The sequence below is a fragment of the Curtobacterium sp. NPDC090223 genome (genome assembly GCF_044746585.1).
GTDB lineage: Bacteria > Actinomycetota > Actinomycetes > Actinomycetales > Microbacteriaceae > Curtobacterium.
Map to the genome: position 1 here is coordinate 835,284 of NZ_JBIVCN010000001.1, position 25,542 is coordinate 860,825.

Here is a 25,542-nt window from a genome sequence, read left to right on the forward strand (position 1 = left end):
GGTGGACCCGATGAGCCCCATCGACATCGTCATGCTCGTCGGTGGCATCCTGCTGACGCTCGGCACGGGCGTCTTCGTCGCCTCGGAGTTCGCGCTCGTGAACCTCGACCGCGCCGACGTCGAGGCACGTCGCGATCGCGGCGAGCCCGGCCTGGCGCCGGTCATCGGCGCGCTCAAGGTCACCTCGACGCACCTGTCCAGCGCACAGCTCGGCATCACCCTGACCACGCTGCTGACCGGGTACCTGCTCGAGCCATCGATCGCCAAGCTGCTCGAGGCGCCGTTCCTGGCACTGTCGCTCCCAGAGGGCATCGTCGAGACGGTCGGCTCGATCGTGGCGCTCGTCATCGCGACCCTGCTGTCGATGATCCTCGGTGAGCTGGTGCCGAAAAACTTCGCGCTGGCGCTGCCGCTGCAGACCGCGAAGCTCGTCGTGCCGCTGCAGATCGCGTTCACGACGGTCTTCAAGCCCGCGGTCGCCGTGCTGAACGGCACCGCGAACGCCGTGCTCCGTGCGATGGGCATCGAACCGCAGGAGGAACTCTCCGGGGCCCGCAGCGCCGAGGAACTCACCTCGCTGCTCCGTCGGTCCGCCTCCGAGGGCTCGCTCGAACAGGACACCGCAACGCTGCTGCAGCGCACGCTGTCCTTCTCCGAGCTCGACGCCAGCGACGTGATGACCCCGCGTCCCCGGCTCTCCACGATCCGCGTGTCCGAGTCCGCCGAGGACGTCATCGCCCTGGCCCGCAAGACCGGGTTCAGCCGCTTCCCCGTCATCGAGGAGGACGCGGACGACGTCGTCGGCATCGTGCACGTCAAGCAGGCCGTCGCGGTGCCGCGCGAGAAGCGCCCGGAGGTCCCGGTCGGCGCGCTCATGACCGATGCCGAGCGCGTCCCCGAGACGATGCCGGGCGACACCCTCCTCACCGAGGTCCGCGGTCGCGGCTACCAGATGGTCATCGTCGTCGACGAGTACGGCGGCACGGCCGGGGTCGTCACGCTCGAGGACCTGATCGAGGAGATCGTCGGTGAGGTCTCCGACGAGCACGACCGCGCCCGCATCGACGTGGTCCGCTCCCGCAACTGGCTGACGTTCCCCGGGCTGCTGCGCCCCGACGAGCTCGAGGACCGCGCGGGGGTGAAGGTCCCCGAGGACGGCCCGTACGAGACCGTCGGCGGGTTCATCATGTCGACGCTCGGCCGGTTGCCGGTCGTCGGCGACGAGGTCCCCCTCGAGGACGGCGTCTTCCGCGTCGAACGCCTCGACGGGCGCCGGGTCGACCGGGTCCGCTGGACCCCGACCCCGACGGACACGCCGCCCGGCGGCATCGCCCTGCCGGACGCCAAGCACCAGCACACGAAGAAGAAGGAGGCCGCCCGATGAGTTCCGACTGGTGGGGCATCTTCTGGCTCGTGGTGCTGCTGCTCGGCAACGCCTACTTCGTCGCAGCCGAGTTCGCCGTCATCTCCGCGCGCCGCTCCCAGATCGAGCCCCGCGCCGAAGAGGGCTCCCGCGCCGCGCAGATGACGCTGTGGGCGATGGAGCACGCCACCCGCATGCTCGCGACCACGCAGCTCGGCATCACGGTGTGCTCGCTGCTCATCCTGAACGTCTCCGAGCCGGCCATCCACCACCTGCTCGAGGTCCCGCTGCACCTGACCGGGTGGAGCGTCGAGGTCATCGGCATCGTGGCGTTCGTGTTCACGCTGCTGCTCGTGTCGTTCCTGCACGTGGTCTTCGGCGAGATGGTCCCGAAGAACATCTCGTTCTCGATGCCCGACCGCGCCGCGCTGCTCCTGGTGCCGACGCTCTGGTACATCGGCCACGGGCTGCACTGGGTCGTCGTCGGCCTCAACGAGATCGCGAACGCCGTGCTGCGGCTGTTCAAGGTCGAGCCGAAGGACGAGGCCGTCAGCGCCTACACCGTCGAAGAGGTCCAGACCATCGTCGAGCAGTCCCGCCGCGAGGGCACCCTCTCCGACGACGGCGGCACGCTCCGGATGGCGTTCGAGTTCACCGAGAAGAAGGTCAGGGACATCGCGGTGCCGATGTCCGAGCTCGTCACGCTCCCCGAGGACGCCACCCCGAGCGACGTCGAACGCGCCGTGGCGCAGCGCGGGTTCTCCCGCTACGTGCTGATCGGCGAGACCGGCGAGCCGACGGGGTACGTGCACGTCAAGGACGTCATCGACCTGCGACCGGACGAGTTCGACGACCCGGTGCCGCCGAAGCGCATCCGTCAGCTCATCTCGCTGTACACGGAGATGGACCTCGAGGACGCGCTCGCCACGATGCGCGCCGCCGGGCGTCACGTGGCGCGGGCGTTCGACGCGGACGGCCGGACGACGGGCGTGCTGTTCCTCGAGGACATCCTCGAGGAGCTCGTCGGCACCGTCGAGGACGCGACCCGGCGCCGCTGACACGCCGCTCCTACCGCGAGACACCGCTCCCCCGCCGAGACGCCGCCGGATTCGGCGGCGTCTCGCGCGCACGGAGGCGCCTCGCGCGCTCAGCGGTGTGGCGCTCGGGGCCGCTACCAGCTGACGGGGAGCGGCTTGCCCTCTTCGTAGCCGGCAGCCGACTGGATGCCGACGAGCGCGCGGTCGTGGAACTCGGCCAGGCTCGTCGCGCCGGCGTACGTGGCGGAGCTGCGCACGCCCGTGGTGATCATGTCGAGGAGGTCCTCGACGCTCGGGCGCTCCGGGTCGAGGTAGATCGTCGACGACGAGATGCCCTCGGCGAAGAGCGCCTTGCGCGCACGCTCGTAGGGGTCCAGGCGTTCGAAGCGCTCGCGCACGGCCTTGGCGGACGCCATGCCCCAGCTCTCCTTGTACGCGGCGCCCTTCGCGTCACGACGGAGCACGCCGGGGGCTTCGAGCGTGCCGGCGAACCACGAGCCGATCATCACGGCGCTCGCGCCCGCTGCCAGGGCCAGGGCGACGTCGCGGGGGTACCGCACGCCACCGTCTGCCCAGACGTGCGCGCCGAGGGCCTTGGCGGCCGCCGCCGTCTCGAGCACGGCGGAGAACTGCGGCCGCCCGACCGCGGTCATCATCCGTGTGGTGCACATCGCGCCGGGACCGACGCCGACCTTGATGATCGACGCTCCGGCTTCGACCAGGTGGTGGACGGCGTCAGCGGTGACGACGTTGCCGGCGACCAGCGGGATGCCGAGGTCGAGCGCGGCGACGGTCCGGAGCGCGCGGAGCATCCCCTCTTGGTGGCCGTGCGCGGTGTCGAGCACCAGGACGTCGACACCGGCGGCGGCCAGGGCCTGCGCCTTCGCGGCGACGTCGCCGTTGATGCCGATCGCGGCGCCGACGCGCAGCCGCCCGGAGGCGTCCACCGCCGGCTGGTAGATGCTCGAGCGGATCGCGCTCGTCGGGCTGGTGGTACCGACGACGTGGCCGTGCCGGGTCACCGGGGCGAAGTCCGCCCCCGCCGCGGTGAGGACGTCGTAGACGTGCCGCGGGGTGCCGGCGTCCTCGGCGTCGATGCCGGTTGAGGCGCCGTGCAGCAGGTCGCGGAGGGTGGCGTCCGGGCCCGCGGTGCCGAGCCGGGTCGCCGGGACGCAGCCGAGGTACTCGCCCTCGGCGTCGCGCACCACGACACCGCGGCCGGCGACCGGCAGGAGCTGCTCGAGGGTCTCGGCCACGGTGGTGTCCGGGCCCATCTCGACCGCGGTGTCGAACTCGACGGGCTGGTCCTTCACCCACCGGATCGCCGCGTCGAGGTCCTGCAGGTGCATGTCCTGCGGGAGCACCCCGAGGCCACCCCGCCGGGCGAGCGTGGCCGCGAGCCGCGGGCCGGTGACCGAGTTCATGTTCGCGCTGACGATCGGGATGGTGGCGCCCGAGCCGTCGTTCGCGGCGAGGTCCACGTCGAAGCGGCTCGTCACGGCCGATCGGCTCGGGACGAGGAACACGTCGGAGTACGTCAGGTCGTGCGTCGGCCGGGTCTCGTAGAACCTCATGCGGCCCACCGTACTGCTCGACGACATGCCTCGGGCTGACACCGAACGGACATGTGGAAACGGCTACGCTTGACGTCGTGCGGGGCAGGGTTGCGCCGCACGACACACACGAGCATCAATCGACGGAGAGTGGGCGATCGGCTGTGTCGAGCCATCTGACCGGAACTGACGAGACCGCGGGCGAATTCGGCGCGAACGAGTGGCTCGTGGACGAGCTCTACGAGCAGTTCGTCGCCGACAAGGACTCGGTCGACAAGTCCTGGTGGCCGGTCCTCGAGAGCTACCACCAGAGCGCCGGTGGCAAGTCCGCCGTCGCACCCGCCGCTGAGCAGCCGGCCCCGACGCAGTCCGCACCGTCCGACGGCGCCGCTCCGGCCCAGGGCACCGCGCCGGCCGAGGGCAAGGGTGGCCAGATCCAGGCGCGCACGACGTCGAAGCAGCCGTCGCCGCAGCCGATCCCGGCCGAGGCCAACGACGAGGCCGACGACCACGAGGAGACCCACGAAGACGTGGCGACCCCGCTCCGCGGCATGGCGAAGACGCTGGCCTCGAACATGGACGCCTCGCTCACGGTCCCGACCGCGACCAGCGTCCGGACGATCCCGGCGAAGCTGATGATCGACAACCGGATCGTCGTCAACAACCACCTGCGTCGTGCCCGCGGCGGCAAGATCTCGTTCACGCACCTCATCGGGTGGGCGATGGTCCAGGCGCTCAAGGACTTCCCGAGCCAGAACGTCTTCTACGAGGAGCGCGACGGCAAGCCCTTCGTGGTCCAGCCCGCGCACGTGAACCTCGGCATCGCGATCGACGTCCCGAAGAAGGACGGCACCCGCTCGCTCCTCGTCCCGAGCATCAAGCGCGCCGAGACGCTGACGTTCGGCCAGTTCCTCACCGCCTACGAGGACCTGGTCAAGCGTGCCCGCGACAACAAGCTCACCCCGACGGACTTCCAGGGCACCACGATCTCCCTGACGAACCCGGGCGGCATCGGCACCGTGCACTCGGTCCCGCGCCTGACGAAGGGCCAGGGGTCGATCATCGGCGCCGGCGCACTCGAGTACCCCGCACAGTTCCAGGGCTCGGCCCCGAAGACCCTCGTCGAGCTCGGCGTGGGCAAGACCATCACGCTGACGAGCACGTACGACCACCGCGTCATCCAGGGCGCCGGGTCCGGTGAGTACCTGAAGAAGGTGCACGAGCGACTCATCGGCGAGCACGGCTTCTACGAGGGCATCTTCTCCGCCCTCCGGATCCCGTACAAGCCGATCCAGTGGGCGAACGACATCAACGTCGACCTGGCGCACCGCGTCGGCAAGACCGCCCGCGTGCAGGAGCTCATCAACAGCTTCCGGGTCCGTGGTCACCTGATGGCCGACGTCGACCCGCTCGAGTACCGCCAGCGCACGCACCCCGACCTCGAGATCGAGAGCCACGGGCTGACCTTCTGGGACCTCGACCGCGAGTTCGTCACGGGTGGTCTCGCCGGCACCACGACCGCGCCGCTCCGCGACATCCTCGGGGTCCTCCGGGACGCCTACTGCCGCACGGTCGGCATCGAGTACATGCACATCCAGGACCCGGAACAGCGCCGCTGGGTGCAGTCCCGCATCGAGGTCCCGTACTCGAAGCCGTCGAAGGAAGAACAGCTCCGCGTCCTCGGCAAGCTCAACGAGGCCGAGGCCTTCGAGACCTTCCTGCAGACGAAGTACGTCGGCCAGAAGCGCTTCTCGCTCGAGGGCGGCGAGTCCACGATCGCGTTCCTCGACACCCTCATCCAGCAGGCCGCGCTCGCCGGGCTCGAAGAGGTCGCGATCGGCATGGCGCACCGCGGTCGCCTCAACGTGCTGACGAACATCGCCGGCAAGACGTACGGCCAGATCTTCCGGGAGTTCGAGGGCACCACGCTCCCGGGCGCCGTGCAGGGCCAGGGCTCCGGCGACGTGAAGTACCACGTCGGCACCGAGGGCGTGTTCCGCGCGTCGGACGGCACCTCGATCCCGATCACGATCGCCGCGAACCCGTCCCACCTCGAAGCCGTGGACGGCGTGCTCGAGGGGATCGTCCGCGCCAAGCAGGACCGCAAGCCCGCCGGCACGTTCGGCGTCCTCCCCGTGCTCGTGCACGGCGACGCCGCCATGGCCGGACAGGGCGTGGTCGTCGAGACCCTGCAGATGTCGCAGCTCCGCGGGTACCGCACCGGCGGCACCGTGCACCTCGTGATCAACAACCAGGTCGGCTTCACCACCCCGCCGGACTCCGGGCGCACCTCGGTGTACTCGACCGACGTGGCGAAGACGATCCAGGCGCCGATCTTCCACGTGAACGGTGACGACCCCGAGGCCGTGGCCCGCGTCGCCGACCTGGCGTTCGCGTACCGGGACGAGTTCCACCGCGACGTCGTCATCGACCTCGTGTGCTACCGCCGACGCGGCCACAACGAGGGCGACGACCCCTCGATGACGCAGCCGCTCATGTACAACCTCATCGAGGCGAAGCGGTCCGTCCGCACGCTGTTCACCGAGGCCCTGGTCGGTCGCGGCGACATCACGCAAGAGGAGTACGACGAGGCGCACCGCGACTTCCAGGACCGCCTCGAGCGGGCCTTCGCGGAGACGCACGAGGCGCAGACCGGCACGATCCCCGTCATCACCGTCGACGACGACGGCGCCGTGCAGGGACTCGAACGCCCGACCTCCCAGCGTGACGACTCGGAGAACGACGTCCACGAGACCGCGATCTCGCAGGAGCTCGTGGAGCTCATCGGCGACGCGCACGGCAACCCGCCCGCCGGGTTCCAGGTGCACCCGAAGCTGCAGGCCCTGCTGACGAAGCGCACCGACATGACCCGCAAGGGCGGTGTCGACTGGGCGATGGCGGAGCTCATGGCGATCGGTTCGATCCTCACCGAGGGCAAGCCCGTCCGCCTCGCAGGGCAGGACGCCCGACGCGGCACCTTCGTCCAGCGCCAGGCCGTCTTCCACGACCGGGTGAACGGCCAGGAGTGGCTGCCGCTGTCGAACCTCACCGAGGACCAGGCCCGCTTCTACATCTACGACACGCTCCTCAGCGAGTACGCGGCGATGGCGTTCGAGTACGGCTACTCCGTCGAACGTCCCGAAGCGCTGGTCCTCTGGGAGGCCCAGTTCGGTGACTTCGCCAACGGCGCGCAGACGGTCATCGACGAGTTCATCTCCTCGGCCGAGCAGAAGTGGGGGCAGCGCTCCGGCCTCGTCCTGCTGCTGCCGCACGGGTACGAAGGACAGGGACCGGACCACTCGTCCGCCCGCATCGAGCGCTACCTGCAGCTCTGCGCCGAGGACAACATGGTGGTGGCACGCCCGTCGACCCCGGCGTCGTACTTCCACCTGCTGCGTCGTCAGGCGTGGGAGCGCCCGCAGAAGCCGCTCATCGTGTTCAGCCCGAAGGCGATGCTGCGACTCCGACAGGCGACGAGCCCGGTGGAGGCGTTCACGAGCGGCACCTTCGAAGAGGTGATCGACGACGGCCACATCACCGACAAGGGTGCCGTGCGCCGGGTCGTCCTGCACTCCGGCAAGGTCCACCACGACCTCCGGGCCGAGCTCGACAAGCGCGGCACCACCGACGTCGCTCTCGTGCGGCTCGAGCAGCTCGCCCCGCTCCCCCTGGAGCGCATCCTCGAGGTGCTCGCGAGCTACCCGAACGCCGACGTCGTGTGGGCCCAGGAGGAGCCGGAGAACCAGGGCGCCTGGCCGTTCGTGTGCATGAACCTCTCGCCGCACCTCGACGGACGCCCGCTCTCGGTGGCGTCCCGACCCGCGAGTGCCGCACCGGCGACCGGGTCCTCGAAGCGCAGCGCGCACGAGGCCACCGAGGTCATCACGAAGGCGCTCGGCTGACCCGTCGCCCCGCGCCGGACGACGGCGCGGGGACAGCACGAACAGGAACAGCACCACGGGATCCCGTGGTGCTGTTCCTGTTCCGCGTCCGCTAGACGATGCGGGTGTAGCGCACCCCGGCGTCGTGGTACCCGCGCTTCTGGTAGAACCGGTGCGCGCTGTCCGTCGCGGCAGCACTGACGGCCGAGAGCTGACGCGCGCCCTGCGCGACGGCCCACGTCTCGAACGTGCCGATGAGCGCGGAACCGGTGCCGAGCCTCCTGGCTGTCGGGTCGACCACCAGCAGGAGGAGCTGCGCCGTCGGCTCGTCCGAGGCGTACGCCCACGTGACCTGCGCGCCGGCGACGGCCACCGCGCGACCGGCGTCGTCACGGACGAGCCACGTGCGGTGGCCGGCCTCGGCGGTCAGCCGTTCGAGTCGAGCGCGCATGGCGGCGTCGTCGGCGGTGTGACCGAGCGTGCGGACGAGGGCGGCGACGTCGGCGACGTCCGGGTCGGACCAGGTGGTGATCGACTCGACGGAGAGGGTCATGCACGCGACCCTACCGACTGGCCCCGTGGTGTGACGACGAGCGGTTGTGAGTACCGGTGATATTCAAATACACTGCTGGCATATCAGACACCGCGTCAGAACTACTGGAGCCATCATGCACCTCACCGCCCGCCACGGCCGCACCGCCGCCTGGATCGCCCTGCCCCTGGCCGTCGTCGCGAGTGGAGCCGTGATCGCCACCGCTTCGTACGCCGCCTTCTCCGCGACCACCGAAAACGCCGCGAACTCCTGGCGCACCGGTGCCGTGTCGCTCTCCGACGACGACCGAGGTGTGGCGCTCTTCAGTGCTGACGACCTCGTCCCCGGCAGCAGTGACTCGAACTGCATCACGGTGACGTCGACGACGACGAACCCCGCCGAGGTCCGGCTCTACACCGCAGCCCAGTCGGACGAGGACACCATCGGGCAGCACCTCCAGATGACGGTCGAGCGCGGCACCCTCGCCACCGCCGGGGACTGCACCACCTTCACGGGTGCGTCGACCGTGCACGACGGCACGCTCGCCGAACTGCTCGCCGCCGGGTCGTTCGGCGACGGCGTCGACGACTGGAAGCCGGCGACCGGGACGTCCTCCACGACCTACCGGTTCTCGTACGCCCTCGACGCGGACACCCCGAACACCGCGCAGGACTCCGAGGTCGGCACCACGTTCGTCTGGGAAGCGCAGACCGACTGACCCGAAGCGGACGGCCCGACCCGAAGCGGACTGCCCGAGCCGAAGCGGACGGCCCGACCCGAAGGGCCGACCGCCCGTCCCGAAGCGCCAGCGACCCGACGATCCCGAGGAGCACCCGATGGCACGCACGCCCGCCCGTCGCACCACCCGGTGCACCGGCGACCTCGTCCTCCTGCTCCTCGGGATCGCAGCACGCACGACCCTCGCCACCGTGTTCCTGCTCGCCGTCTGGGCCGCGCTCCCCGCCGCACTCGACTGGCGCGTGACCACCGTCGTCTCGGACTCGATGTCCCCGGCCGTCCGGACCGGAGACGTGGTCGCAGCGATGCCGATCGAACCGGGAACGGCCTCCATCGGGCAGGTGCTCCTGGTGGAGGACCCGGACCACGAGGACCGCCAGCGACTCCACCGTCTCGAGCGCATCGAGTCCGACGGCGCCCTGCGGCTCCGCGGGGACGCCAACCCGGAGCCGGACCGGACCGCGGTCGATGCGGACACCGTCCTCGGCGTCGGCGTGCTGCGGTTCCCGGTCGTCGGGCTCCCGAGCGTGTGGCTCCGCAGCGGCGACTGGGTGCCGCTCGCCGCGACGGGCCTCGGGGTGGTCGCGCTCGTCCTGCTGGGGCGCGTCGACCGTGACCTCCGTACCGGGGTCCCCTGCCACCGCTGCGGGACGCCCCGCTGGGACCTGCACACGACCGTCGTGCGAACCGGCCCCGACGCGCCGGGCGGGACGTCGCTCGCGCTCCCCCTCGCCGCGACCGTGGCACTCGTCGCGATCGCCGCGACCACGGCCGGCGCCGGGTTCAGCGGGTCGACCACGAGTGATGCCGCACTCGGCACGACGGACTCGTTCCCGTGCTTCCACCGCGGTGTCGCGGGTACCGCGCTGGCGTTGGACTTCGCGGAACGCGGCGGCTCGACGGCGCTGGACTCCTCCGGCAACGGCCGCGACGGACTCCTGGGTGCCGGTGCCGCACGCACGAACGGCTCGTGCACCGAGAACCCCTTCGTCACGTTCTTCGACGGCTCGAGCGAGTCCGCCGTCGTCCACACGACGAGTTCCACGCCAGCGCCGCCGACGTTCGCTGCCGAGCTGTGGTTCCGGACCGACCGACCCCAGGGCAGGCTGTTCGGGTTCACCGGGACACCGACGGGGACCACGGGCGCGTACGACCGCAACTTCTACGTCGGCGCAGACGGGCGCCTGGTGTTCGGCGTGTGGGACACGTCCGTGGCGAAGGTCGTGCAGAGCCCGGGCCGGATCGACGACGGCACCTGGCACCACGCGGTGGGTCAGTTCACCGCGGGCCGGCTCGAACTCCACGTCGACGGCGTCCTCGCCGCGTCACGGACCGACGTGCTGACTGCCGTGTCCTACAACGGGTACTGGCGGGCAGGCCACGGCAGGATCGACTCGACGTGGCCCAGCGCGCCGACCGACCCGACGTTCGTCGGTGCGATCGATTCGGTCCGAGTCCATCACGGCACGCTGACCTCCGCGGAGATCAGTGCACGCTTCACTGCGGGGCGCTGAGACGGACGACACCGGCGCGGCGCGGACCCGCGCGGCCCGGAGCCGTCAGTGCGTCGCCTGCTCCACACGGATGCGGGCGAGGATCTCGGTCCGGAGCTGGTCCGGAGCGGTCTCCTTGCACGCGCGCTTCACGGTCTCCATGAGGACGACGTTCACGCGGTGCTCGGTCGTGCAGTCCTCGCAGCCGTCCATGTGCTCGCGGATGTCCGCCGCGTCCTCGCGGCGGAGTTCGTCGTGCAGGAACTCCTCGAGCTCCGCCTTGGCCTTGGAGCAGTCGCAGCCGCTCATCGTTCTCCCTTTCGATCCGAGCGACCCGAGGTCGCGGTGCGACCCGATGCCGCCGTGCGACCCGGTGCCGCAGTGCGGTCGGTGGTCGCGGTGTTCCGGCCGCGTCCGCGCATCGTCGCCGTCGACGCTGCGTCCGGGACGATGCCGGTCTCACGGGCGTGGTCCGCCAGGAGCCCCCGGAGGAGCCGGCGACCACGGTGGAGGCGGCTCATGACCGTCCCCACGGGGGTCTTCATGATGTCGGCGATCTCCTGGTAGGAGAAGCCCTCGACGTCGGCGAAGTAGACCGCCATCCGGAAGTCCTCCGGGATGGCCTGCAGGGCGTCCTTCACGGCGGAGGACGGCAGGTGGTCGATCGCGTCCGCCTCGGCCGAGCGCGCCGAGATCGACTGCGTGACGCTCTCCGCGCCGCCGAGCTGCCAGTCCTCGAGTTCGTCGATGGTGCCCTGGTACGGGTTCCGCTGGTTTTTGCGGTACGTGTTGATGAACGTGTTCGTGAGGATCCGGTACAGCCAGGCCTTGAGGTTCGTGCCCTGCTTGAACTGGCGGAACGCGGCGAAGGCCTTGACGAAGGTCTCCTGCACGAGGTCGGAGGCGTCCGCGGGGTTCCGCGTCATGCGCATCGCGGCGCCGTAGAGCTGGTCCATGAAGGGCAGCGCCTGGTCCTCGAAGAGGCTCCGGAGTTCGGCCTCGGAGACGGTCTTCGCGTCGACGACGTCGTCGTCGTCGTCCGGCGTCTCGAGCGCCGCGGCTTCCTCGGAGACGGCGTCGAGCTGGGCCTCGGTCTCCTCGACCAGGTCGTGCGGTGTTGCCTGCGGCTCGTCGGTGGTCATCGCGGGCCAGTCTAGGCGGACGCCGCCCGCTCCAGCGAGCGTGGTCACCGCTGCGGGCAGGTGCGTCCGCGTGGGTGCGAGTGCTGTCGCCAAGGGTCCTCCCGATCGTTTCAGTAGTCTTGTGAACCGATGGCCGAGACACAGCATTCCCAGCGCGAGCACGCCCCCTGGATCGCCCCCGTCGCCGCGGGCCCCCTCAGCGGCGACGTCTCGCTGCCCGGCTCGAAGTCCCTGACGAACCGCGAGCTGGTCCTCGCCGCCCTCGCCGACGGCCCCTCGACCATCCGCCTCCCCCTGCACTCCCGCGATTCCGCACTGATGATCGACGGACTCCGTGCCCTGGGCGTGCGGATCGACGAGCTCCCGGGCGACAACCCGTACGGCCCCGACCTCCGGATCACCCCGGCCCCGATGCACGGCGACGTCCGCATCGACTGCGGGCTCGCCGGCACCGTGATGCGCTTCCTCCCGCCGCTCGCCGCCCTGGCCACCGGCCCGGTCGTGTTCGACGGCGACGAGGCCGCCCGCCGCCGCCCGATGCGCCCGGTCATCGACGCGCTCGTGGCCCTCGGCGTGGACGTCACCGACGACGGCGACGGCTCCCTGCCGTTCGCGTTCACCGGCACCGGCTCGGTCCGCGGCGGCGCGCTGACGATCGACGCCTCGGCCTCGTCGCAGTTCGTCTCCGGCCTGCTCCTCTCCGCGCCCCGCTTCGACGAGGGCCTCCACCTGACGCACGAGGGCGAGCGCCTGCCGAGCCTGCCCCACATCGAGATGACCGTCGCCGCGCTCCGCGAGCGCGGCGTCCGCGTCGACGAGCCCGCGGTCGGCGAGTGGGTCGTGCACCCCGGACCGATCGCCGCGCTCGACCGCACGATCGAGCCGGACCTGTCGAACGCCGCACCCTTCGCGATCGCAGCCCTCGTCGCGGGCGGCACCGTCCGCATCCGCACCTGGCCGACGGCGACGACACAGGTCGGCGCCGACCTCGAGACGCTCCTGCCCCTGTGGGGGGCGAGCGTGGCTCGCGATGGTGACGACCTGGTGTTCGACGGCGGCGTCGGGATCCGGGGTGGGGCCTCCGTCCCGGGTCTCGAACTGGACCTGACCCGCGGCGGCGAGCTCGCACCCGCGCTCGTCGCGCTCGCGGCGCTCGCCGACGGCCCGACGACCGTCACCGGCATCGGCCACCTGCGTGGGCACGAGACGGACCGGCTGGCAGCGCTGGCTGCGGACGTGGACCGGACAGGAGGCTCGGTGCAGGAACTCGAGGACGGCCTCCTGATCCGCCCGGCGCGGCTCCACGGCGGTGGCTGGACCGCGTACGAGGACCACCGGATGGCGACCGCTGGTGCGATCGTCGGACTCGTGGTGGACGGGATCGCGGTCGACGACATCGGGTCGACCGCCAAGACGCTGCCGCAGTTCCCGGAGCTGTGGGCGGCGCTCGTCGCGACCGGCGACCCCGCCGGAACCGACACCTCCGGGTCGGGGGTCTGACGTGAGCTGGTGGGACGACGTCGACGGTGACGCGGACGAGGACGAGCCGTACGGGCAGTACGACGAGTCGAGCGTCCGGGTCCGACCGAACCCGAAGGGCAACCGCCCGCGCACCAAGGTCCGGCCGACCTACGAGGACGCGCCGACCGGCTGGGTGACCAACGTCGACCGCGGCCGGTTCGGGGTGCTCGTCAGTGCACCGGACGGGGAGCACCTGATCACCGCGACGAAGGCCAGGGAACTCGGCAAGAAGTCCGTCGTCACCGGCGACAACGTCTTCCTGGCCGGCGACGTCTCCGGCTCCGAGGGCTCCCTCGCGCGCATCGTCCGCGTCGCCGAGCGATCCACGCTCCTCCGCCGGAGCGCCGACGACTCGGACGAGGTCGAGCGCGTGATCGTGGCGAACGCGACGCAGATGCTCATCGTCGTGGCCGCGGCCGACCCGGAACCGCGGACCCGGCTGATCGACCGGTACCTCGTCGCCGCGTTCGACGCCGGCCTCGACCCGATCCTCTGCATCACGAAGACCGACCTCGCCGACCCCGCGCCGTTCCTGGCGCACTTCGCGTGCCTGGACCTGCGGATCGTGACGAGCCGCGCGGACGACGTGCCGTTCGCGGCGATGCACGAGGTGCTGGACGGCCAGGTCACGGTCACCGTGGGGCACTCCGGCGTCGGCAAGTCGACGCTCGTGAACGCGCTCACGGGGTCCACCCGGGCCACGGGCGTCGTGAACTCGGTCACCGGGCGGGGGCGGCACACGTCGTCGTCGTCGATCGCGCTGCAGGTCCGGGACGGCGGCTGGATCATCGACACGCCGGGTGTCCGGTCGTTCGGCCTCGGGCACGTCGACCCCGCGAACGTCTTCCGGGCGTTCGCCTCGCACGCGATCCCCGTCGCGGCGCCCTCGTCCGATGCCGCTTCCGGCTCCGACTCCCCCTCCGGCGACGGCGACGGCCCCGCGATCCCGCTCGACCAGGCGCACGACTGGGAGATCGTCGACCGGGTGAACGCCGGCGAGCTCGGGCCGACGGGCATCGAACGGCTCGACTCCTTCCGCGCGCTCCTGACGGGCATGGGCGCGCACGACCCCGGCACGGACTAGCGCGCCGCGCGGGGGCGGACTGCGTCGCGGTTCCGCAACTCGCCGTGCGGGCGCACCGAGGTGCCGCAATTACGGCATCTCGGGCGCCGAGGTGCCGTGATTGTGGAACCTCGACGAGGCGACGGGGCGACGGGCGGCCGGGCGCGCGCGCCCCGCGTCGACAAAGTCGTACCGGAGGCGTACCATTGCGCCTCGTGTCTGAAGTTGCAAAGTACAACTTTGCGCCGACCCGCGTCGACGCTCCCGCCTCCATCGACCGCGCCGACGACGCCGCGAACCAGCACCGGGGCCACGCCGCCCCCCGGCCGCCGCACCGCGCCCCGAACGTCCTCCGCCCCGTCGGACTCGGCCGCACACTCCTGACCTTCGCCTCGCACATCCTCGTGCCGCTGTTCCTCGCGGCCGGGATGGGTCTGGCCTACCTCGGCGCTTTCCACGCCCCCGCGCCGAAGGACCTCCCCGTCGGCATCGTCGGGCAGAGCGCGACCACGCAGGTCTTCGCGCAGACCGTCACGGACGAGTCCGACGGCGCCCTCGTCGCGCACGTCGTGTCGACCGACGCCGAGGCCAAGCAGCAGGTCAGGGACCGCGACCTCGCCGCCGTGTTCTCGACCTCGGCGACCGGCGCCACGCTCTACGTCTCGTCGGCGGCCAGCGAGACCACCGCCACCGCGGCGCAGAAGGTCTTCATGCCGATCGCCTACGACCAGCACCTGCCCTTCCACGTGGTGGACGTCGTGCCCTCGGGCGACCAGGACAGCACCGGCCAGGGGCTCTTCTTCCTGCTCGTCGCCCTGAGCGTCGGCGGGTACGCGTCGGCCATCGCGGTCGCCGCGTTCGCCACGAAGCTCCGCGCGGTGTGGACGGCGGTCATCGGCCTTGCGACCGCCGGGGTCGTCGCCGGGATGGGGATCGTCATCGCCGGACCGATCTACGGCGTGATCACGACGCACCAGTGGCAGATCTTCCTCTTCGCGTGGATGTACGACGCGATCATCATCGGTCTCGGGATCGGACTGCACCCGATCCTCGGGCGGTGGACCACCCCGGTGCTGACGATGCTCTTCGTGATGCTCAACTTCACGTCCTCCGGCGGGATCTTCCAGCCGGCGTTCCAGCCCGGGTTCTTCGCCGCGCTGAACACGTTCTGGTCGGGTGCGGCCTGGCTGCAGGCCGCGCAGGACCTGCAGTACTTCCCGGGCGCCTCGCTCGGGCGGAGCTCCCTCGTGCTGACGCTGTGGCTCGTCGGCGCCGTGCTGCTCTGCGTCGTCGTGCACGGCCTCGTCGGCCGCCGCACCCGGATCGCCCGGGAGCGCGAGGTCAGCCGCCTCGAGGAGGAAGAGGTCGTCGCGGCCTGACGCCGCTACGCTCGGAGCCGTGGACCTCAGCGCCGACCTGGACTTCGCCCGCTCACTCGCCGACACCGCCGACGCGATCAGCCTGGAGCGCTTCCGTGCCGCGGACCTGCACGTGTCGACGAAGGCCGACCACACCGCGGTCACCGACGCGGACCAGGCGGTCGAGCGCGCGGTGCGGGACCGGATCGGCACCGAGCGCCCCGATGACGCCTTCCTCGGCGAGGAGACCACGGCCGACTCCGGGGCCGAGGCCACCAGCGAGGGCCACCGCCAGTGGGTGGTGGACCCGATCGACGGCACCGCGAACTACCTCCGTGGTGTGCCGGTCTGGGCGACGTTGATCGCCCTCGCGGTCGACGGCCGCCCGGTGCTCGGCGTCGTGAGCGCACCCGCTCTCGGCAAGCGTTGGTGGGCGGCCGAGGGGCTCGGCGCGCACTCCTTCGACGGCGAGCTGCACGTCTCCGGCGTCGCCGGGCTCGAGGACGCCAGCCTGAGCTACAACAGCATCCAGCAGTGGGACGACGACGACCGACTGCAGCCGCTCATCGACCTGTCCCGCAAGGTCTGGCGCACCCGTGCGTACGGGGACATGTGGTCCTACATGATGGTCGCGGAGGGCATCCTCGACATCGCCGGCGAACCGGACCTCAAGCCCTGGGACATGGCCGCGCTCGTCCCCATCGTGGAAGAGGCCGGCGGTCGCTTCACCTCGCTCGACGGTGACCCGGGGCCCTGGCACGGCAGCGCCCTCGCGACGAACGGGCTGGTGCACGACGCCGTCGTCGAGGTCATCCGCCGCTGACACGACCGGGAGGCCCGACGCGGCTCACGCGCGCGCGTCGCCCGTCGCGGACCCCGCGTCCACGGCCGTCCGGCGCGACGCCCGACGGCGGACGGCCAGATCCCCCACCGCGAGCACAAGCGCGAGCGCGATGAGCGACACCGTGAACGTCGTACCGCTCCGGAACGCGTCGTGGTACGCGTCCAACCGCTCTGCGGAACCGGTGGAGCCCGACGCTGCCGCGGACCCCCGGACGATCCCGTAGAAGATGCTCGTCGCGACCGCCGTGCCGATCGCCGTGCCGACGCGCTGCCCGAGCTGCTGCATCGACCCCGCCACCCCGGACTGCTCCACGGGGATCTCCGCGAGCGTCAGGGTCTGGTTCGGGGACACCACGAATCCACCGCCGAGCCCGCCGACCAGGAACGCGCCCGCCATCGCCCACGGCGTCACGTCCGGCGTGGTCAGGGTCGCGGCGAGCACGAGCAGCAGGAAGCCGACGACCACCATGCCGAGCCCGAAGACGACGAGCGCGCGCCCGACCCGGTTCACGATGCGACCGCCGACGTACGCCCCGACCGCGCTCGTCGCGGCGAACGGGATGCTCACCATGCCGGCGAACAGCGGCGAGAGCCCGAGGCCCTCCTGCAGGTACAGCGTGACCATGAGGAACGAGGCCGGCAGTGCGGCGAAGTACACCGCGACGATGGACAGTCCGTTGCGGTAGGACGACAGCCGGAACAGCTCGAAGTGCACCACCGGCGACTTCCCACGCCGTTTGTACCGCACCTCCCACAGCACGAACAGCACCAGGAACACCGCGAAGACGACCAGCCACAGCCAGCGGGCGCCCGAGTCCCCCGCACCGGTGGTGAGCACGAACGGCAGCATCAGCGTGACGATCGCGGCGCCGAGCAGCAGGATGCCGACGATGTCGAGCTCGCGGTCGGACGCACGGCCCTGCGCTCCCTTCGGCAGCAGCCGCAGCGCGAACAGCAGCGCTGCGATGCCGAGCGGCACGTTCATCCAGAAGAGCAGCCGCCAGCCGTTCTCCTCGCCGCCGATCGCGATCAGACCGCCGCCGACGGTCGGACCGAGCGCGGTCGAGATGCCGATCATCGCGCCGAATAGCCCGAAGGCCCGGCCACGCTCGGCGCCCCGGAACAGCTGCTGGACGAGGCCGATCACCTGGGGCATCTGCGTCCCCGCCGCGAACCCCTGCAGGATCCGGGTGACCATGAGCACCTCGATGGTCGGCGCGACGGCGCACAGCAGGCTCGAGGTGGTGAACGCCACGAGCCCGACGATGAACAGGGCGCGGCGGCTCTTCAGGTCCCCGAGCCGGCCGGCCGGGACGAGCGCCAGGCCGAACGCGAGCGCGTACCCGGCGACGATCAGCTGCAGCGACGAACTGGTCGCACCGAGTGAACGTTCGATGGACGGCAGGCCGACGTTCACCTTCGAGAGGTCGAGGATCGTCAGGGCCGCCACGGCCACGCAGACCCCGAAGGCCCGCCAGCGTGTCCGGTCGTCGGGGAGGTCGTCGGTCACCTCACCGGTTCTACGCGGATCGCACCTGGCGTGCCCCAGTACCAACGGGCCGACGTGTACCCCGTTTCCGTACCACGAAGTACCGAGCGACGCCAATCCTGACCCCCCACGCGGGGGGTCGCACCCCCCGTACTGGGGTGATGAACCGTCACATCCGATTGCGCGCACTGGCTCATCCGGTCCGAGCCTGGGTTATCGTCGCTCTCAGACGACAGGTCAGGTGGCGTCTCGGGATCCCTAGTCCCGATGCAGATCCGGCCGGTCGTGTTCGTCGAAACCCTAACCCGAGGGGTGATACAGACGATGACATCATCGTTCCCGAGCGAGATCGAGTGCACCCTCACTCGTCCGCATTCCAACCACGAATCCTCCGGCGCCCCCCTGATGAGCGCCTCACGATCGATCAGCCGTGCGGCCAACCCCCGCGCCGGCATCCGATCCGCCTCCGTGCGCCCCGCCGTCTCGTCCGTCTCAGGACCCGGAGGCCGGTGAGTCCGCATGGAACTCACCGGTCGACGTTCTGAGGTCGACCGGATCGCGACCCTCGCAGTGCTCCCCCGGGAGTCCGCGATGGTCGTCGTCGGCGACCCTGGCTCCGGACGCTCCAGCGTCCTCGACGCGGTCTCGAACCGCGTCTCCATCCCCGTCGTCCGACTCGGCGTCAACGGCTCTGAAGCCCGTTGGCCGATGTCGGGAGTGACATCCCTGTTCACCGCCCTCGACGACCCCCGGGCCTCGGCGCACATCGCGCGCCTGGTCCGGAACGTCGACGAGGGCCTCGCCGCAGCGCACGACTTCCTCGACGCCGTGCACGCGCTGACGCTCCCGCCGACGCTCGTGCTCATCGACGACCTGGACCGCATGGACGCCGAGAGCCAGGAGCTCATCGCGTTCCTCGCGGGACGGCTCGCCGGCACGGCACTCCGTCTCGTGGCCACGGTCCGCCGTGTCCCCGCGAACGGTCCGCTGGCGTCCTTGCCGATCCTGCGGCTCGAACCGCTGCAGCCGGACGAGGCACTCGTGCTCGCCCGGGACATGGCGTCCGAGGAGGCGAACGACGGCGTCCTCGCCGTCCTGGCCGACGAGACCGGCGGCAACCCCGGTGCCCTCCGCGAGCAGATCGGCGCACTCCGCCGTGAACAGCTCGTCGGCACCGAGCCGCTCGTGCTGCCGCTGCGACCGACCCCGACGACCTCCGCAGCCGCGGAGCTCGTCCTCGAAGCCGCCGTGGGACGCGATCTGGACGTCCTCGCCCGGCTGGCCCTCGTCCCGACGGCGCGCGTCGCCGGCTGGGACCGTGACGCGATCGACGACCTCGTGGGCGCCGGCCTCGCCACGGTCCGCGGGCAGTCGATCTCCGTCCGCGACCCGCTCGTCCGCTCCGCGCTGTACTGGAGCATGCCCGCACGGGACCGCCGCGAGGCGCACACCGAGCTGGCGACGAGCGCCGCCGCCCACGACGACCGTTCGGCCGCGTGGCACGCGAGCTTCGTCGACGACGTCCCCGACGCCGCCACCCTGCTCTCGGCCGCACGCTCCTACGCCGTCGACGGCGACTCGCACGCCGCCGTCGCCCTGACCGAACGTGCCCTGCACATCGGGACGGGTTCGGAGGACGAGCACGTCGCACTGCTCGGGGTCGCCGAGGTCCTGCTCGGACACCGGCTCCTCGGGTTCGCGGCGCGGTACCTGGCGGCGATCAAGCCGTTCAAGGAACTCGCGGACGAGGTACGGCGGCTCCGGCTGCAGTACTCCGTCCAGTACCTCAGCGGCGACGCGGTCCACGCGGACGAACTGATGGTGCCGATCGACACCGAGGACGGCGCCGAGGCGGATTCGCTCGCCGGTCTCCTGGCCATGGTGGCGTCCTTCCGAGCGGAGGCGTGGGAACTCGACCAGGCCCGCGACCTGCTGCACCGGGCAGAGCCCTTCGAGGACCGTGCCTCGGCGCACACCGCGGAGATCCTCGGCTCCGCGCGCGAGCTCGTGGCCGCGGTCGACGGCACCCTGCCGCCGGACGGGGAACTGCACGACGGGCTCGCCGCGCAGGTACTGCTCGCGATGTCCGACCCGGCACTGCTGCTCCTGGCGCACGCACTCAGCCTCGCCGAGCGCTACCGCAGCGCCCGTCGGGTCTTCGCGCTCGTCCTGGCCCGCGCCACCGACACCGCACCGGTGTGGCTCGAGGCCGCGCGCTACCTGTCCGCCGAGAACGAGGTGCGCTCCGGGAACTTCCGGCAGGCGCTCCGCGCGATCGACGTGTGGGAGGCCGGTTCGGCCGTCGTCGAACGCCTCCGCGAACCGTCGCGGGCGATCGCCGTCGCGTGGCGGCACTTCGCCGAGGGTCGGTCCGCCGACGCACTCGACGTCGTCGACCACTGCCTGCGGCAGCGCTCCACGAACCGGCTCTGGGGAGCGACGGCGAAGCTGTACGCCCTCCGCGGTCGGGTCCTGCTCCTCGACGGTCGTCTCGAAGAGGCGGCTGCGTCCCTCGAGGCCGCCGACGCCATCGGTCGCAGCCTCCGGAACCCGGCGGTGCTCCGGCACCTCGGCGACCTGGTGGAGGCGTACGTCCGGCTCGGTCGGACCGACGACGCGCGCAACATCACGGCGCGGCTCGCTGCCGACCACCACGCCCGGCCGTCGCGCTGGGGGGCGCTCGTCCTGGCGAGGAGCCTCGCGCTCATCGCGGACGACACCACACGCGACACCTCGCGGCGTCGTGCGCTGGAGATCTTCCAGCCCGCGGACTCGCAGTTCGAGCGGGCTCGGACGTTCGCGGCGCTCGCCGCGATCGGTGCGCCGGCCGACCGTGCCCGGCTCGGCGCGGCGGCTGCCGCGGCGTACGAGGCCGCTGGTCTCCGACGTCCGCTCGCGACGCCGGCACCGACGGTCGCGATGCCGTCGTTCGGCGGCACCGGGATCGGTTCGGGTCCGTTCACGGGCGGGGTGCGCTCCGGCGCGCTGCTGTCCGCGACGACCCCGATGACGCCCGGGACACCGCGGAGCGCTCCGGACGCGGCGGCGGTGCTCACCTCGCTGACGGCGGAGGAGCGCGCGGTGGTGCAGAAGGTGACCGAGGGGTACCGCAACCGCGAGATCGCCTCGTCGCTCTACATGTCCCAGCGGACGGTCGAGCTGCGACTCACGCAGATCTACCGGAAGGTCGGGGCGCGGTCGCGGTCCCACCTGGTCGCGCTGCTCACGTGATCTGACGGTCGCGTTCTTCCGGACGGGAGGCCCGGTGCCAGCTGGCACCGGGCCTCCCGTCCGTCGTGTGCCCACCCTGCGGGCCGTTGCGCGACTCCGCACGCCACCGCGCGGTCTCGCACGCTGCGCGCGAAGAACCGCAACAAGCGTCGCGGACCGTTGTCGGGGGGCGGCCCGTCCGGTGATGCTCGTTCTTGCACCGACCGCCGCGCCTCTCCGGAGGCCAGCCCACGGTACCCCGATCGGTACCCGAACCGTCGGCCCACGTACGCCGTCGTCCGTCCTCGCCTGATCCGAGGACGGGCGGCGGTACGGGCCGCGGTCCCGATCGCGTGGCAGACCCGAGCGGCGGTCGGTGCCGACCCCGCTCTCCCAGCACTCCCCCTCTGCTCCCCGACCGAAGGGTCCACCGATGTGCGGCATCATCGCGGCCCGCGTCTCCGACGACGCGACCCCGTACCTGCTCGACGGCCTCGAACGGCTCGAGTACCGCGGCTACGACTCGGCGGGCATCGCCGTGCGGACCGCCTCCGGTGCGTTCGAGACCATCCGGTCGGTGTCGCGGGTGGGTGACCTCCGCACGCTCGTCGCCGCGCGGTCCGGGGACGCCCTGACCGGCACCGGCATCGGCCACACCCGCTGGGCCACGCACGGCGGCGTCTCCGAGCGGAACGCCCACCCGCACCTGGACTGCACCGGCCGGATCAGCGTCGTCCACAACGGCATCATCGAGAACGCCGAGCGCCTCCGCACGATGCTCGAGGCGCAGGGCCACGAGTTCCGCTCCGACGTCGACTCCGAGGTCATCACGCACCTCGTCGAGCGCGCCCTCGCCGTCGACCCGGACCTGATGCTCGCCGTGCAGATCGCAGCAGCCCAGCTCGAGGGGTCGTGGGCGATCGTCGTCCTGGACTCCCGCAGCGGCCGGATGGTCGTCGCCGCCGAGCGCTCGCCCCTGGTCGTCGCCCGGGCACCCCGCGGAGACTTCGTCGCGAGCGACATCGGTGCGATCGCCGAGTGGTGCGAGACGTTCGTGGCGCTGCGCGACGGCGACGTCGTCGAGCTCGGCGAGTCCTGGAACTGGTCCTCCGCCGGTGTCTCGGTGCCGGTGCCGTTCCCGACGCCCTCGCCGTTCGCGGCCGCAGCGCTCGAGCTCGGCGACCACCCGGACCACATGGCGAAGGAGATCGAGGAGCAGCCCGCCGTCGTCGCGGAGATCGTCGAGCGCATCGCCGCCCGCACCGCCGACGGCAGCATGTGGGTCGGCCTCGGGCTCCCCGGGTTCCACCGCCTCGCGATCGTCGCGTGCGGGACGTCGCTCAACGCCGGGCAGGTCATCGCGACCGCGCTCCGGGGCATCGGCGGAGTCCCGACCGACATCGTCGTCGCCAGCGAGGCGGACCAGGCGGTCCTCGGACCCGGCACGTTGGTCATCGCGATCAGCCAGTCCGGCGAGACCGCGGACGTCCTCCGCGCGCTCGACCGCTTCGGGGACGCGCACCCCGTCCTCGCGCTGACGAACAACGTGCACTCGTCCCTGGCCCGACGCGCCGACGCGGTGCTCGACTGCCAGGCCGGGCCCGAGATCGGCGTCGCCGCGACGAAGACCTTCACGGCGCAGGTCGTCGTCGGTGTCGCCGCGATGATCGCCGCGCTCGTCACCTCGGGACGCATCACCCTCGCGGAGGCCGCTGCGCACGTCGCCGCCCTCCGCGAGCTGCCGGCCCGCATCGAGACCGCGGGTCGGGTCGCCGCCGACCGCATCCCGCTGCTGGTGTCGAGCGTCCGCGACGCGACCGGGTTCCTCTTCCTCGGGCGGGGCGTCGGGCTGCCGTACGCGGCGGAGGGCGCGCTCAAGCTGAAGGAGCTCAGCTACCGGTGGGCCGAGGCGTACCCGTCCGGCGAGCTCAAGCACGGCCCGCTCGCGCTCGTCGACGAGGGCACTCCCGTCGTCGTGGTCGACCACGGCGAGCACCGGCTGCAGGCCGCCATCGCCGAGGTCCGGGCCCGTGGCGGGTTCGTCATCACGATCGGTGGTGCCGGTTCGGACATCCCCGCGCTCGGCACGACCGCGCCGTGGGGTCCGCTCGAGGCCGTCGTGCCACTCCAGATGCTCGCCCGCGAACTCGCGCTGCAGCTCGGCTGCGACGTGGACAAGCCGAGGAACCTCGCGAAGTCGGTGACGGTCGAATAGCGAGGCAGCCGCGCATGAACCGTCTGACGGTGTTCCTCACCGTCCTCACCGTGGTGGCCGTCCTGGTGACGCTGGCCGTCATCCTGCTGCTCCCCTCGGTGCTCTCCTAGCCACTTCTGCCACAGTTGCCGACGATGTCCTCCGTCCCGCTGGTCTCGTCCGCTTCCCTGGTGTTCGTCGCGATCCTCGTCGGCGCCGTGCTCCCGTTCGTCCCCGTGGTCGGACGGGTGGCGCGGATCGCCGCGACCATCGCGCACGAGGTCGGGCACTGCGTCGTGGTCGTGCCCTTCGGCGGGCGGATCCGGCGCATCGACCTGCGTCCGGACGGCTCCGGCGAGGCCTGGGTGCAGCTCGGCGGTGTGCCGGGCGCGATCCGGTGGCTCGTCCGGGTGCTCAACCTCTACGCCGGCTACAGCGCACCGCTCTGGGCCGGCACCCTGCTGCTGACCGGGGTGCTGCACGGCTCGCGGTGGCTCCCGGTCGTGGTCCTCGGCGTGATCGGGCTCGTCGCGCTCGTGTTCGTCCGGAACTGGTTCGGGCTGCTCGTCGTCGTCGGCTTCGACGCCCTGGCACTCTGGGTGGCCCTCCGTCCCTCCGAGGTCACGGTGCTCGTGGTCGCCGCGGTCGGTGCGCTCTTCGTCGTGGACGGCCTGCGCTCCGTCGTGCAGGTCGCGCGCTGGATCGCCACGGGTGCCCGCGTGCAGACCGACTTCCACATCGCGGCCGCCGAGATGCGCCTGCCCGCCGGGGTCTGGTTCGTGCTGTTCGTGCTCGTCAACGGCGTCGCGGTGTCCTTGGCACGCGACCCGCTGCTCGGCGTGTGGGACACGATCGCCGCCGGGGTCCGCGGCCTCGTCTGACGGCGTCCCGACCCGGAACGACATCAGCGTTGACGTCCGTTGCAAGTGCGCGGCAGCCGATCCCTGACTGGGCGGCGTGGTGCGAGAGCATGAGTCATGACCTACTCGCCGGTGACGAACGACGATGTCCAGGAGCTCCGGGCATTCCTCAGCGAAGCTGACCTCACTGTCGCTGGGCTCGACTCGACTGCCGTCCGCGTGTGGGTAGAGCGCGACCAGGATGGCAAGATCATCGGCAGCACCGGCTACGAAGCCAGCGCTGACGGCGCAGACGTCCTGATCCGCAGCGTCGCAGTCTCGAGCGCACGGCGCACCGCAGGTGCAGGCACCCGTCTCGCGAGATTCGCCCTCGAAGAAGCAGTTGGCTCGGGCGCGACGCGGGCGTGGCTCTTCTCACGCAGGTCGGGACCGTTCTGGCAGAAACTCGGATTCGCTCTGGCAGACCGGAACGAGCTCACCGCCGTGCTCTCCGACACGCAGCAAGTGCGCCTCTTCACCGGGACGGGTCAGCTCGAGCGAGAAGTCGCGTGGATGCGGGATCTCAAAGCCCTTCGCTCCGCACCTGGCGGTCCTGCCCGGTAGCCGATCGGTTGCCGAGACGACTCAAGCAGCGAGGGCTCCTTGTAACCTCGCCAGATGAACCAGGACGACGTTCTCGAGCACATCGTCGAGCGGGAGCGAGCTTCGGACCGCCCGATAGCCGTCGGTGTCTCGGGCTTCTGCGGGTCCGGCAAATCGACGCTCGCGCGAGGCCTGGTCGCAGCGCTTCCCGACGCAGTGCGGATGCGCGGTGACGACTTCCTAGATCCCGCACGTTCTCACCGTCGCTCCTCGGACTGGGACGGCGTGGATCGGAAGCGCCTGGTTTCGACAGTGCTGGAACCGTTCCGAGAAGGACGCGCAAGCCACTTTCAGCGGTACGACTGGGCGCGACGAGCCCTTGGCCCCGAGGAGCCCCTGCCGCAGGCAAGAACTCTGGTCGTGGACCTCATCGGACTCCTTCACCCTGAGGCGCTGCCGACTCTTGACGTGACCATCTGGTGCGACGTCGACCTCGGTACTGCCGCCCGCCGTGGTGTCGCCCGAGACCGGAAGCTCGGCCGGAGCCACGACGCGCTCTGGCACGACATCTGGCTACCGAACGAACGAGACTTCGAGCAACGCTTCACGCCTCGCGACACTGCCGGCCTGCTCTACGCACCTGTCCGATAGCCGGTCGGCAACCGAACGCCGCCTCGTGCGCT

At 71.4% G+C, this 25,542-nt stretch carries 19 protein-coding genes; 14 read left to right on the top strand and 5 right to left on the bottom strand.

Annotation, left to right across the window (positions count from 1 at the left end; all coding sequences use genetic code 11):
- The first annotated feature begins 10 nt into the window (after window positions 1-10).
- Both ACIPJY_RS03900 and ACIPJY_RS03905 read left to right on the top strand, forming a co-directional pair.
- On the top strand, window positions 11-1,384 hold the full coding sequence (locus ACIPJY_RS03900; protein ID WP_400459215.1) for a hemolysin family protein: 1,374 nt from the start codon (window positions 11-13) through the stop codon (window positions 1,382-1,384).
- The gene (locus tag ACIPJY_RS03905) at window positions 1,381-2,421 is read left to right on the top strand and encodes a hemolysin family protein (protein WP_400459212.1); all 1,041 of its coding nucleotides are present in this window, start codon (window positions 1,381-1,383) and stop codon (window positions 2,419-2,421) included. Before ACIPJY_RS03900 ends, ACIPJY_RS03905 begins: the two co-directional genes overlap by 4 nt.
- Before the next feature lie 113 nt (window positions 2,422-2,534).
- On the opposite strand, the gene ACIPJY_RS03910 is transcribed toward ACIPJY_RS03905, so the two are convergent.
- On the bottom strand, window positions 2,535-3,974 hold the full coding sequence (locus tag ACIPJY_RS03910) for a GuaB1 family IMP dehydrogenase-related protein (protein ID WP_400459209.1): 1,440 nt from the start codon (window positions 3,972-3,974) through the stop codon (window positions 2,535-2,537).
- A gap of 143 nt (window positions 3,975-4,117) precedes the next feature.
- Here ACIPJY_RS03910 and ACIPJY_RS03915 point away from each other — a divergent pair, with 143 nt between their 5' ends.
- On the top strand, window positions 4,118-7,855 hold the full coding sequence (locus ACIPJY_RS03915; protein ID WP_400459207.1) for a multifunctional oxoglutarate decarboxylase/oxoglutarate dehydrogenase thiamine pyrophosphate-binding subunit/dihydrolipoyllysine-residue succinyltransferase subunit: 3,738 nt from the start codon (window positions 4,118-4,120) through the stop codon (window positions 7,853-7,855).
- A 91-nt stretch (window positions 7,856-7,946) separates the two neighbouring features.
- On the opposite strand, the gene ACIPJY_RS03920 is transcribed toward ACIPJY_RS03915, so the two are convergent.
- Window positions 7,947-8,387, bottom strand: coding sequence for a GNAT family N-acetyltransferase (locus ACIPJY_RS03920; protein ID WP_400459204.1), 441 nt, complete (start codon window positions 8,385-8,387; stop codon window positions 7,947-7,949).
- Between the two features lie 115 nt (window positions 8,388-8,502).
- Here ACIPJY_RS03920 and ACIPJY_RS03925 point away from each other — a divergent pair, with 115 nt between their 5' ends.
- Together ACIPJY_RS03925 and ACIPJY_RS03930 are read left to right on the top strand one after the other, a co-directional pair.
- Window positions 8,503-9,084 (top strand): hypothetical protein, encoded by a 582-nt coding sequence (locus tag ACIPJY_RS03925; RefSeq protein ID WP_400459202.1) that lies wholly within the window; start codon window positions 8,503-8,505, stop codon window positions 9,082-9,084.
- A gap of 118 nt (window positions 9,085-9,202) precedes the next feature.
- A complete protein-coding gene (locus ACIPJY_RS03930) occupies window positions 9,203-10,618 on the top strand; it encodes a LamG-like jellyroll fold domain-containing protein (RefSeq protein WP_400459199.1) in 1,416 nt (471 codons plus the stop codon).
- Between the two features lie 45 nt (window positions 10,619-10,663).
- Here ACIPJY_RS03930 and ACIPJY_RS03935 read toward each other — a convergent pair whose 3' ends face one another.
- Both ACIPJY_RS03935 and ACIPJY_RS03940 read right to left on the bottom strand, forming a co-directional pair.
- Window positions 10,664-10,906, bottom strand: a complete 243-nt coding sequence (locus tag ACIPJY_RS03935) for a zf-HC2 domain-containing protein (RefSeq protein ID WP_400459197.1) — start codon at window positions 10,904-10,906, stop codon at window positions 10,664-10,666.
- Window positions 10,903-11,739: a sigma-70 family RNA polymerase sigma factor gene (locus ACIPJY_RS03940; RefSeq protein ID WP_400459194.1), complete on the bottom strand. Its 837-nt coding sequence runs from the start codon at window positions 11,737-11,739 to the stop codon at window positions 10,903-10,905. Before ACIPJY_RS03940 ends, ACIPJY_RS03935 begins: the two co-directional genes overlap by 4 nt.
- A 129-nt stretch (window positions 11,740-11,868) precedes the next feature.
- Between ACIPJY_RS03940 and aroA the strand changes: the two genes are divergently transcribed.
- The 4 genes from aroA to ACIPJY_RS03960 all read left to right on the top strand — a co-directional run bounded on the left by aroA (window position 11,869) and on the right by ACIPJY_RS03960 (window position 16,504).
- On the top strand, window positions 11,869-13,239 hold the full coding sequence (gene aroA / locus ACIPJY_RS03945; RefSeq protein ID WP_400459191.1) for a 3-phosphoshikimate 1-carboxyvinyltransferase: 1,371 nt from the start codon (window positions 11,869-11,871) through the stop codon (window positions 13,237-13,239).
- A gap of 1 nt (window position 13,240) precedes the next feature.
- Window positions 13,241-14,344 (top strand): ribosome small subunit-dependent GTPase A, encoded by a 1,104-nt coding sequence (gene rsgA, locus ACIPJY_RS03950; RefSeq protein WP_400459188.1) that lies wholly within the window; start codon window positions 13,241-13,243, stop codon window positions 14,342-14,344.
- A 194-nt stretch (window positions 14,345-14,538) separates the two neighbouring features.
- Window positions 14,539-15,702: a hypothetical protein gene (locus tag ACIPJY_RS03955; RefSeq protein WP_400459185.1), complete on the top strand. Its 1,164-nt coding sequence runs from the start codon at window positions 14,539-14,541 to the stop codon at window positions 15,700-15,702.
- 19 nt (window positions 15,703-15,721) lie between these two features.
- Window positions 15,722-16,504: an inositol monophosphatase family protein gene (locus tag ACIPJY_RS03960; RefSeq protein ID WP_400459183.1), complete on the top strand. Its 783-nt coding sequence runs from the start codon at window positions 15,722-15,724 to the stop codon at window positions 16,502-16,504.
- 24 nt (window positions 16,505-16,528) lie between these two features.
- On the opposite strand, the gene ACIPJY_RS03965 is transcribed toward ACIPJY_RS03960, so the two are convergent.
- Window positions 16,529-18,034 (bottom strand): MFS transporter, encoded by a 1,506-nt coding sequence (locus tag ACIPJY_RS03965; protein WP_400459181.1) that lies wholly within the window; start codon window positions 18,032-18,034, stop codon window positions 16,529-16,531.
- A 498-nt stretch (window positions 18,035-18,532) separates the two neighbouring features.
- Between ACIPJY_RS03965 and ACIPJY_RS03970 the strand changes: the two genes are divergently transcribed.
- The 5 genes from ACIPJY_RS03970 to ACIPJY_RS03990 all read left to right on the top strand — a co-directional run bounded on the left by ACIPJY_RS03970 (window position 18,533) and on the right by ACIPJY_RS03990 (window position 25,510).
- A complete protein-coding gene (locus tag ACIPJY_RS03970; RefSeq protein WP_400459179.1) occupies window positions 18,533-21,244 on the top strand; it encodes an AAA family ATPase in 2,712 nt (903 codons plus the stop codon).
- A gap of 412 nt (window positions 21,245-21,656) precedes the next feature.
- Window positions 21,657-23,438, top strand: coding sequence for a glutamine--fructose-6-phosphate transaminase (isomerizing) (gene glmS, locus ACIPJY_RS03975; protein ID WP_400459176.1), 1,782 nt, complete (start codon window positions 21,657-21,659; stop codon window positions 23,436-23,438).
- A gap of 134 nt (window positions 23,439-23,572) precedes the next feature.
- Window positions 23,573-24,298 carry a M50 family metallopeptidase gene (locus ACIPJY_RS03980; RefSeq protein WP_400459173.1) on the top strand — a complete coding sequence of 242 codons (726 nt, stop codon included), beginning with the start codon at window positions 23,573-23,575 and terminating at the stop codon, window positions 24,296-24,298.
- A gap of 96 nt (window positions 24,299-24,394) precedes the next feature.
- Window positions 24,395-24,880 (top strand): GNAT family N-acetyltransferase, encoded by a 486-nt coding sequence (locus ACIPJY_RS03985; protein WP_400459170.1) that lies wholly within the window; start codon window positions 24,395-24,397, stop codon window positions 24,878-24,880.
- A gap of 54 nt (window positions 24,881-24,934) precedes the next feature.
- Complete coding sequence (locus tag ACIPJY_RS03990) at window positions 24,935-25,510, top strand: uridine kinase (RefSeq protein ID WP_400459167.1); 576 nt, start codon at window positions 24,935-24,937, stop codon at window positions 25,508-25,510.
- Window positions 25,511-25,542 lie beyond the last annotated feature (32 nt).

What these genes read in the sequence shown, in the direction of transcription:
- ACIPJY_RS03900 (WP_400459215.1), top strand. Translation starts at nt 11, where the DNA reads ATGAGCCCCATCGACATCGTCATGCTCGTCGGTGGCATCCTGCTGACG.
- ACIPJY_RS03905 (WP_400459212.1), top strand. Translation starts at nt 1,381, where the DNA reads ATGAGTTCCGACTGGTGGGGCATCTTCTGGCTCGTGGTGCTGCTGCTC.
- ACIPJY_RS03910 (WP_400459209.1), bottom strand. Translation starts at nt 3,974, where the DNA reads ATGAGGTTCTACGAGACCCGGCCGACGCACGACCTGACGTACTCCGAC.
- ACIPJY_RS03920 (WP_400459204.1), bottom strand. Translation starts at nt 8,387, where the DNA reads ATGACCCTCTCCGTCGAGTCGATCACCACCTGGTCCGACCCGGACGTC.
- ACIPJY_RS03925 (WP_400459202.1), top strand. Translation starts at nt 8,503, where the DNA reads ATGCACCTCACCGCCCGCCACGGCCGCACCGCCGCCTGGATCGCCCTG.
- ACIPJY_RS03930 (WP_400459199.1), top strand. Translation starts at nt 9,203, where the DNA reads ATGGCACGCACGCCCGCCCGTCGCACCACCCGGTGCACCGGCGACCTC.
- ACIPJY_RS03935 (WP_400459197.1), bottom strand. Translation starts at nt 10,906, where the DNA reads ATGAGCGGCTGCGACTGCTCCAAGGCCAAGGCGGAGCTCGAGGAGTTC.
- ACIPJY_RS03940 (WP_400459194.1), bottom strand. Translation starts at nt 11,739, where the DNA reads ATGACCACCGACGAGCCGCAGGCAACACCGCACGACCTGGTCGAGGAG.
- aroA (WP_400459191.1), top strand. Translation starts at nt 11,869, where the DNA reads ATGGCCGAGACACAGCATTCCCAGCGCGAGCACGCCCCCTGGATCGCC.
- ACIPJY_RS03970 (WP_400459179.1), top strand. Translation starts at nt 18,533, where the DNA reads ATGGAACTCACCGGTCGACGTTCTGAGGTCGACCGGATCGCGACCCTC.
- glmS (WP_400459176.1), top strand. Translation starts at nt 21,657, where the DNA reads ATGTGCGGCATCATCGCGGCCCGCGTCTCCGACGACGCGACCCCGTAC.
- ACIPJY_RS03980 (WP_400459173.1), top strand. Translation starts at nt 23,573, where the DNA reads ATGTCCTCCGTCCCGCTGGTCTCGTCCGCTTCCCTGGTGTTCGTCGCG.
- ACIPJY_RS03985 (WP_400459170.1), top strand. Translation starts at nt 24,395, where the DNA reads ATGACCTACTCGCCGGTGACGAACGACGATGTCCAGGAGCTCCGGGCA.
- ACIPJY_RS03990 (WP_400459167.1), top strand. Translation starts at nt 24,935, where the DNA reads ATGAACCAGGACGACGTTCTCGAGCACATCGTCGAGCGGGAGCGAGCT.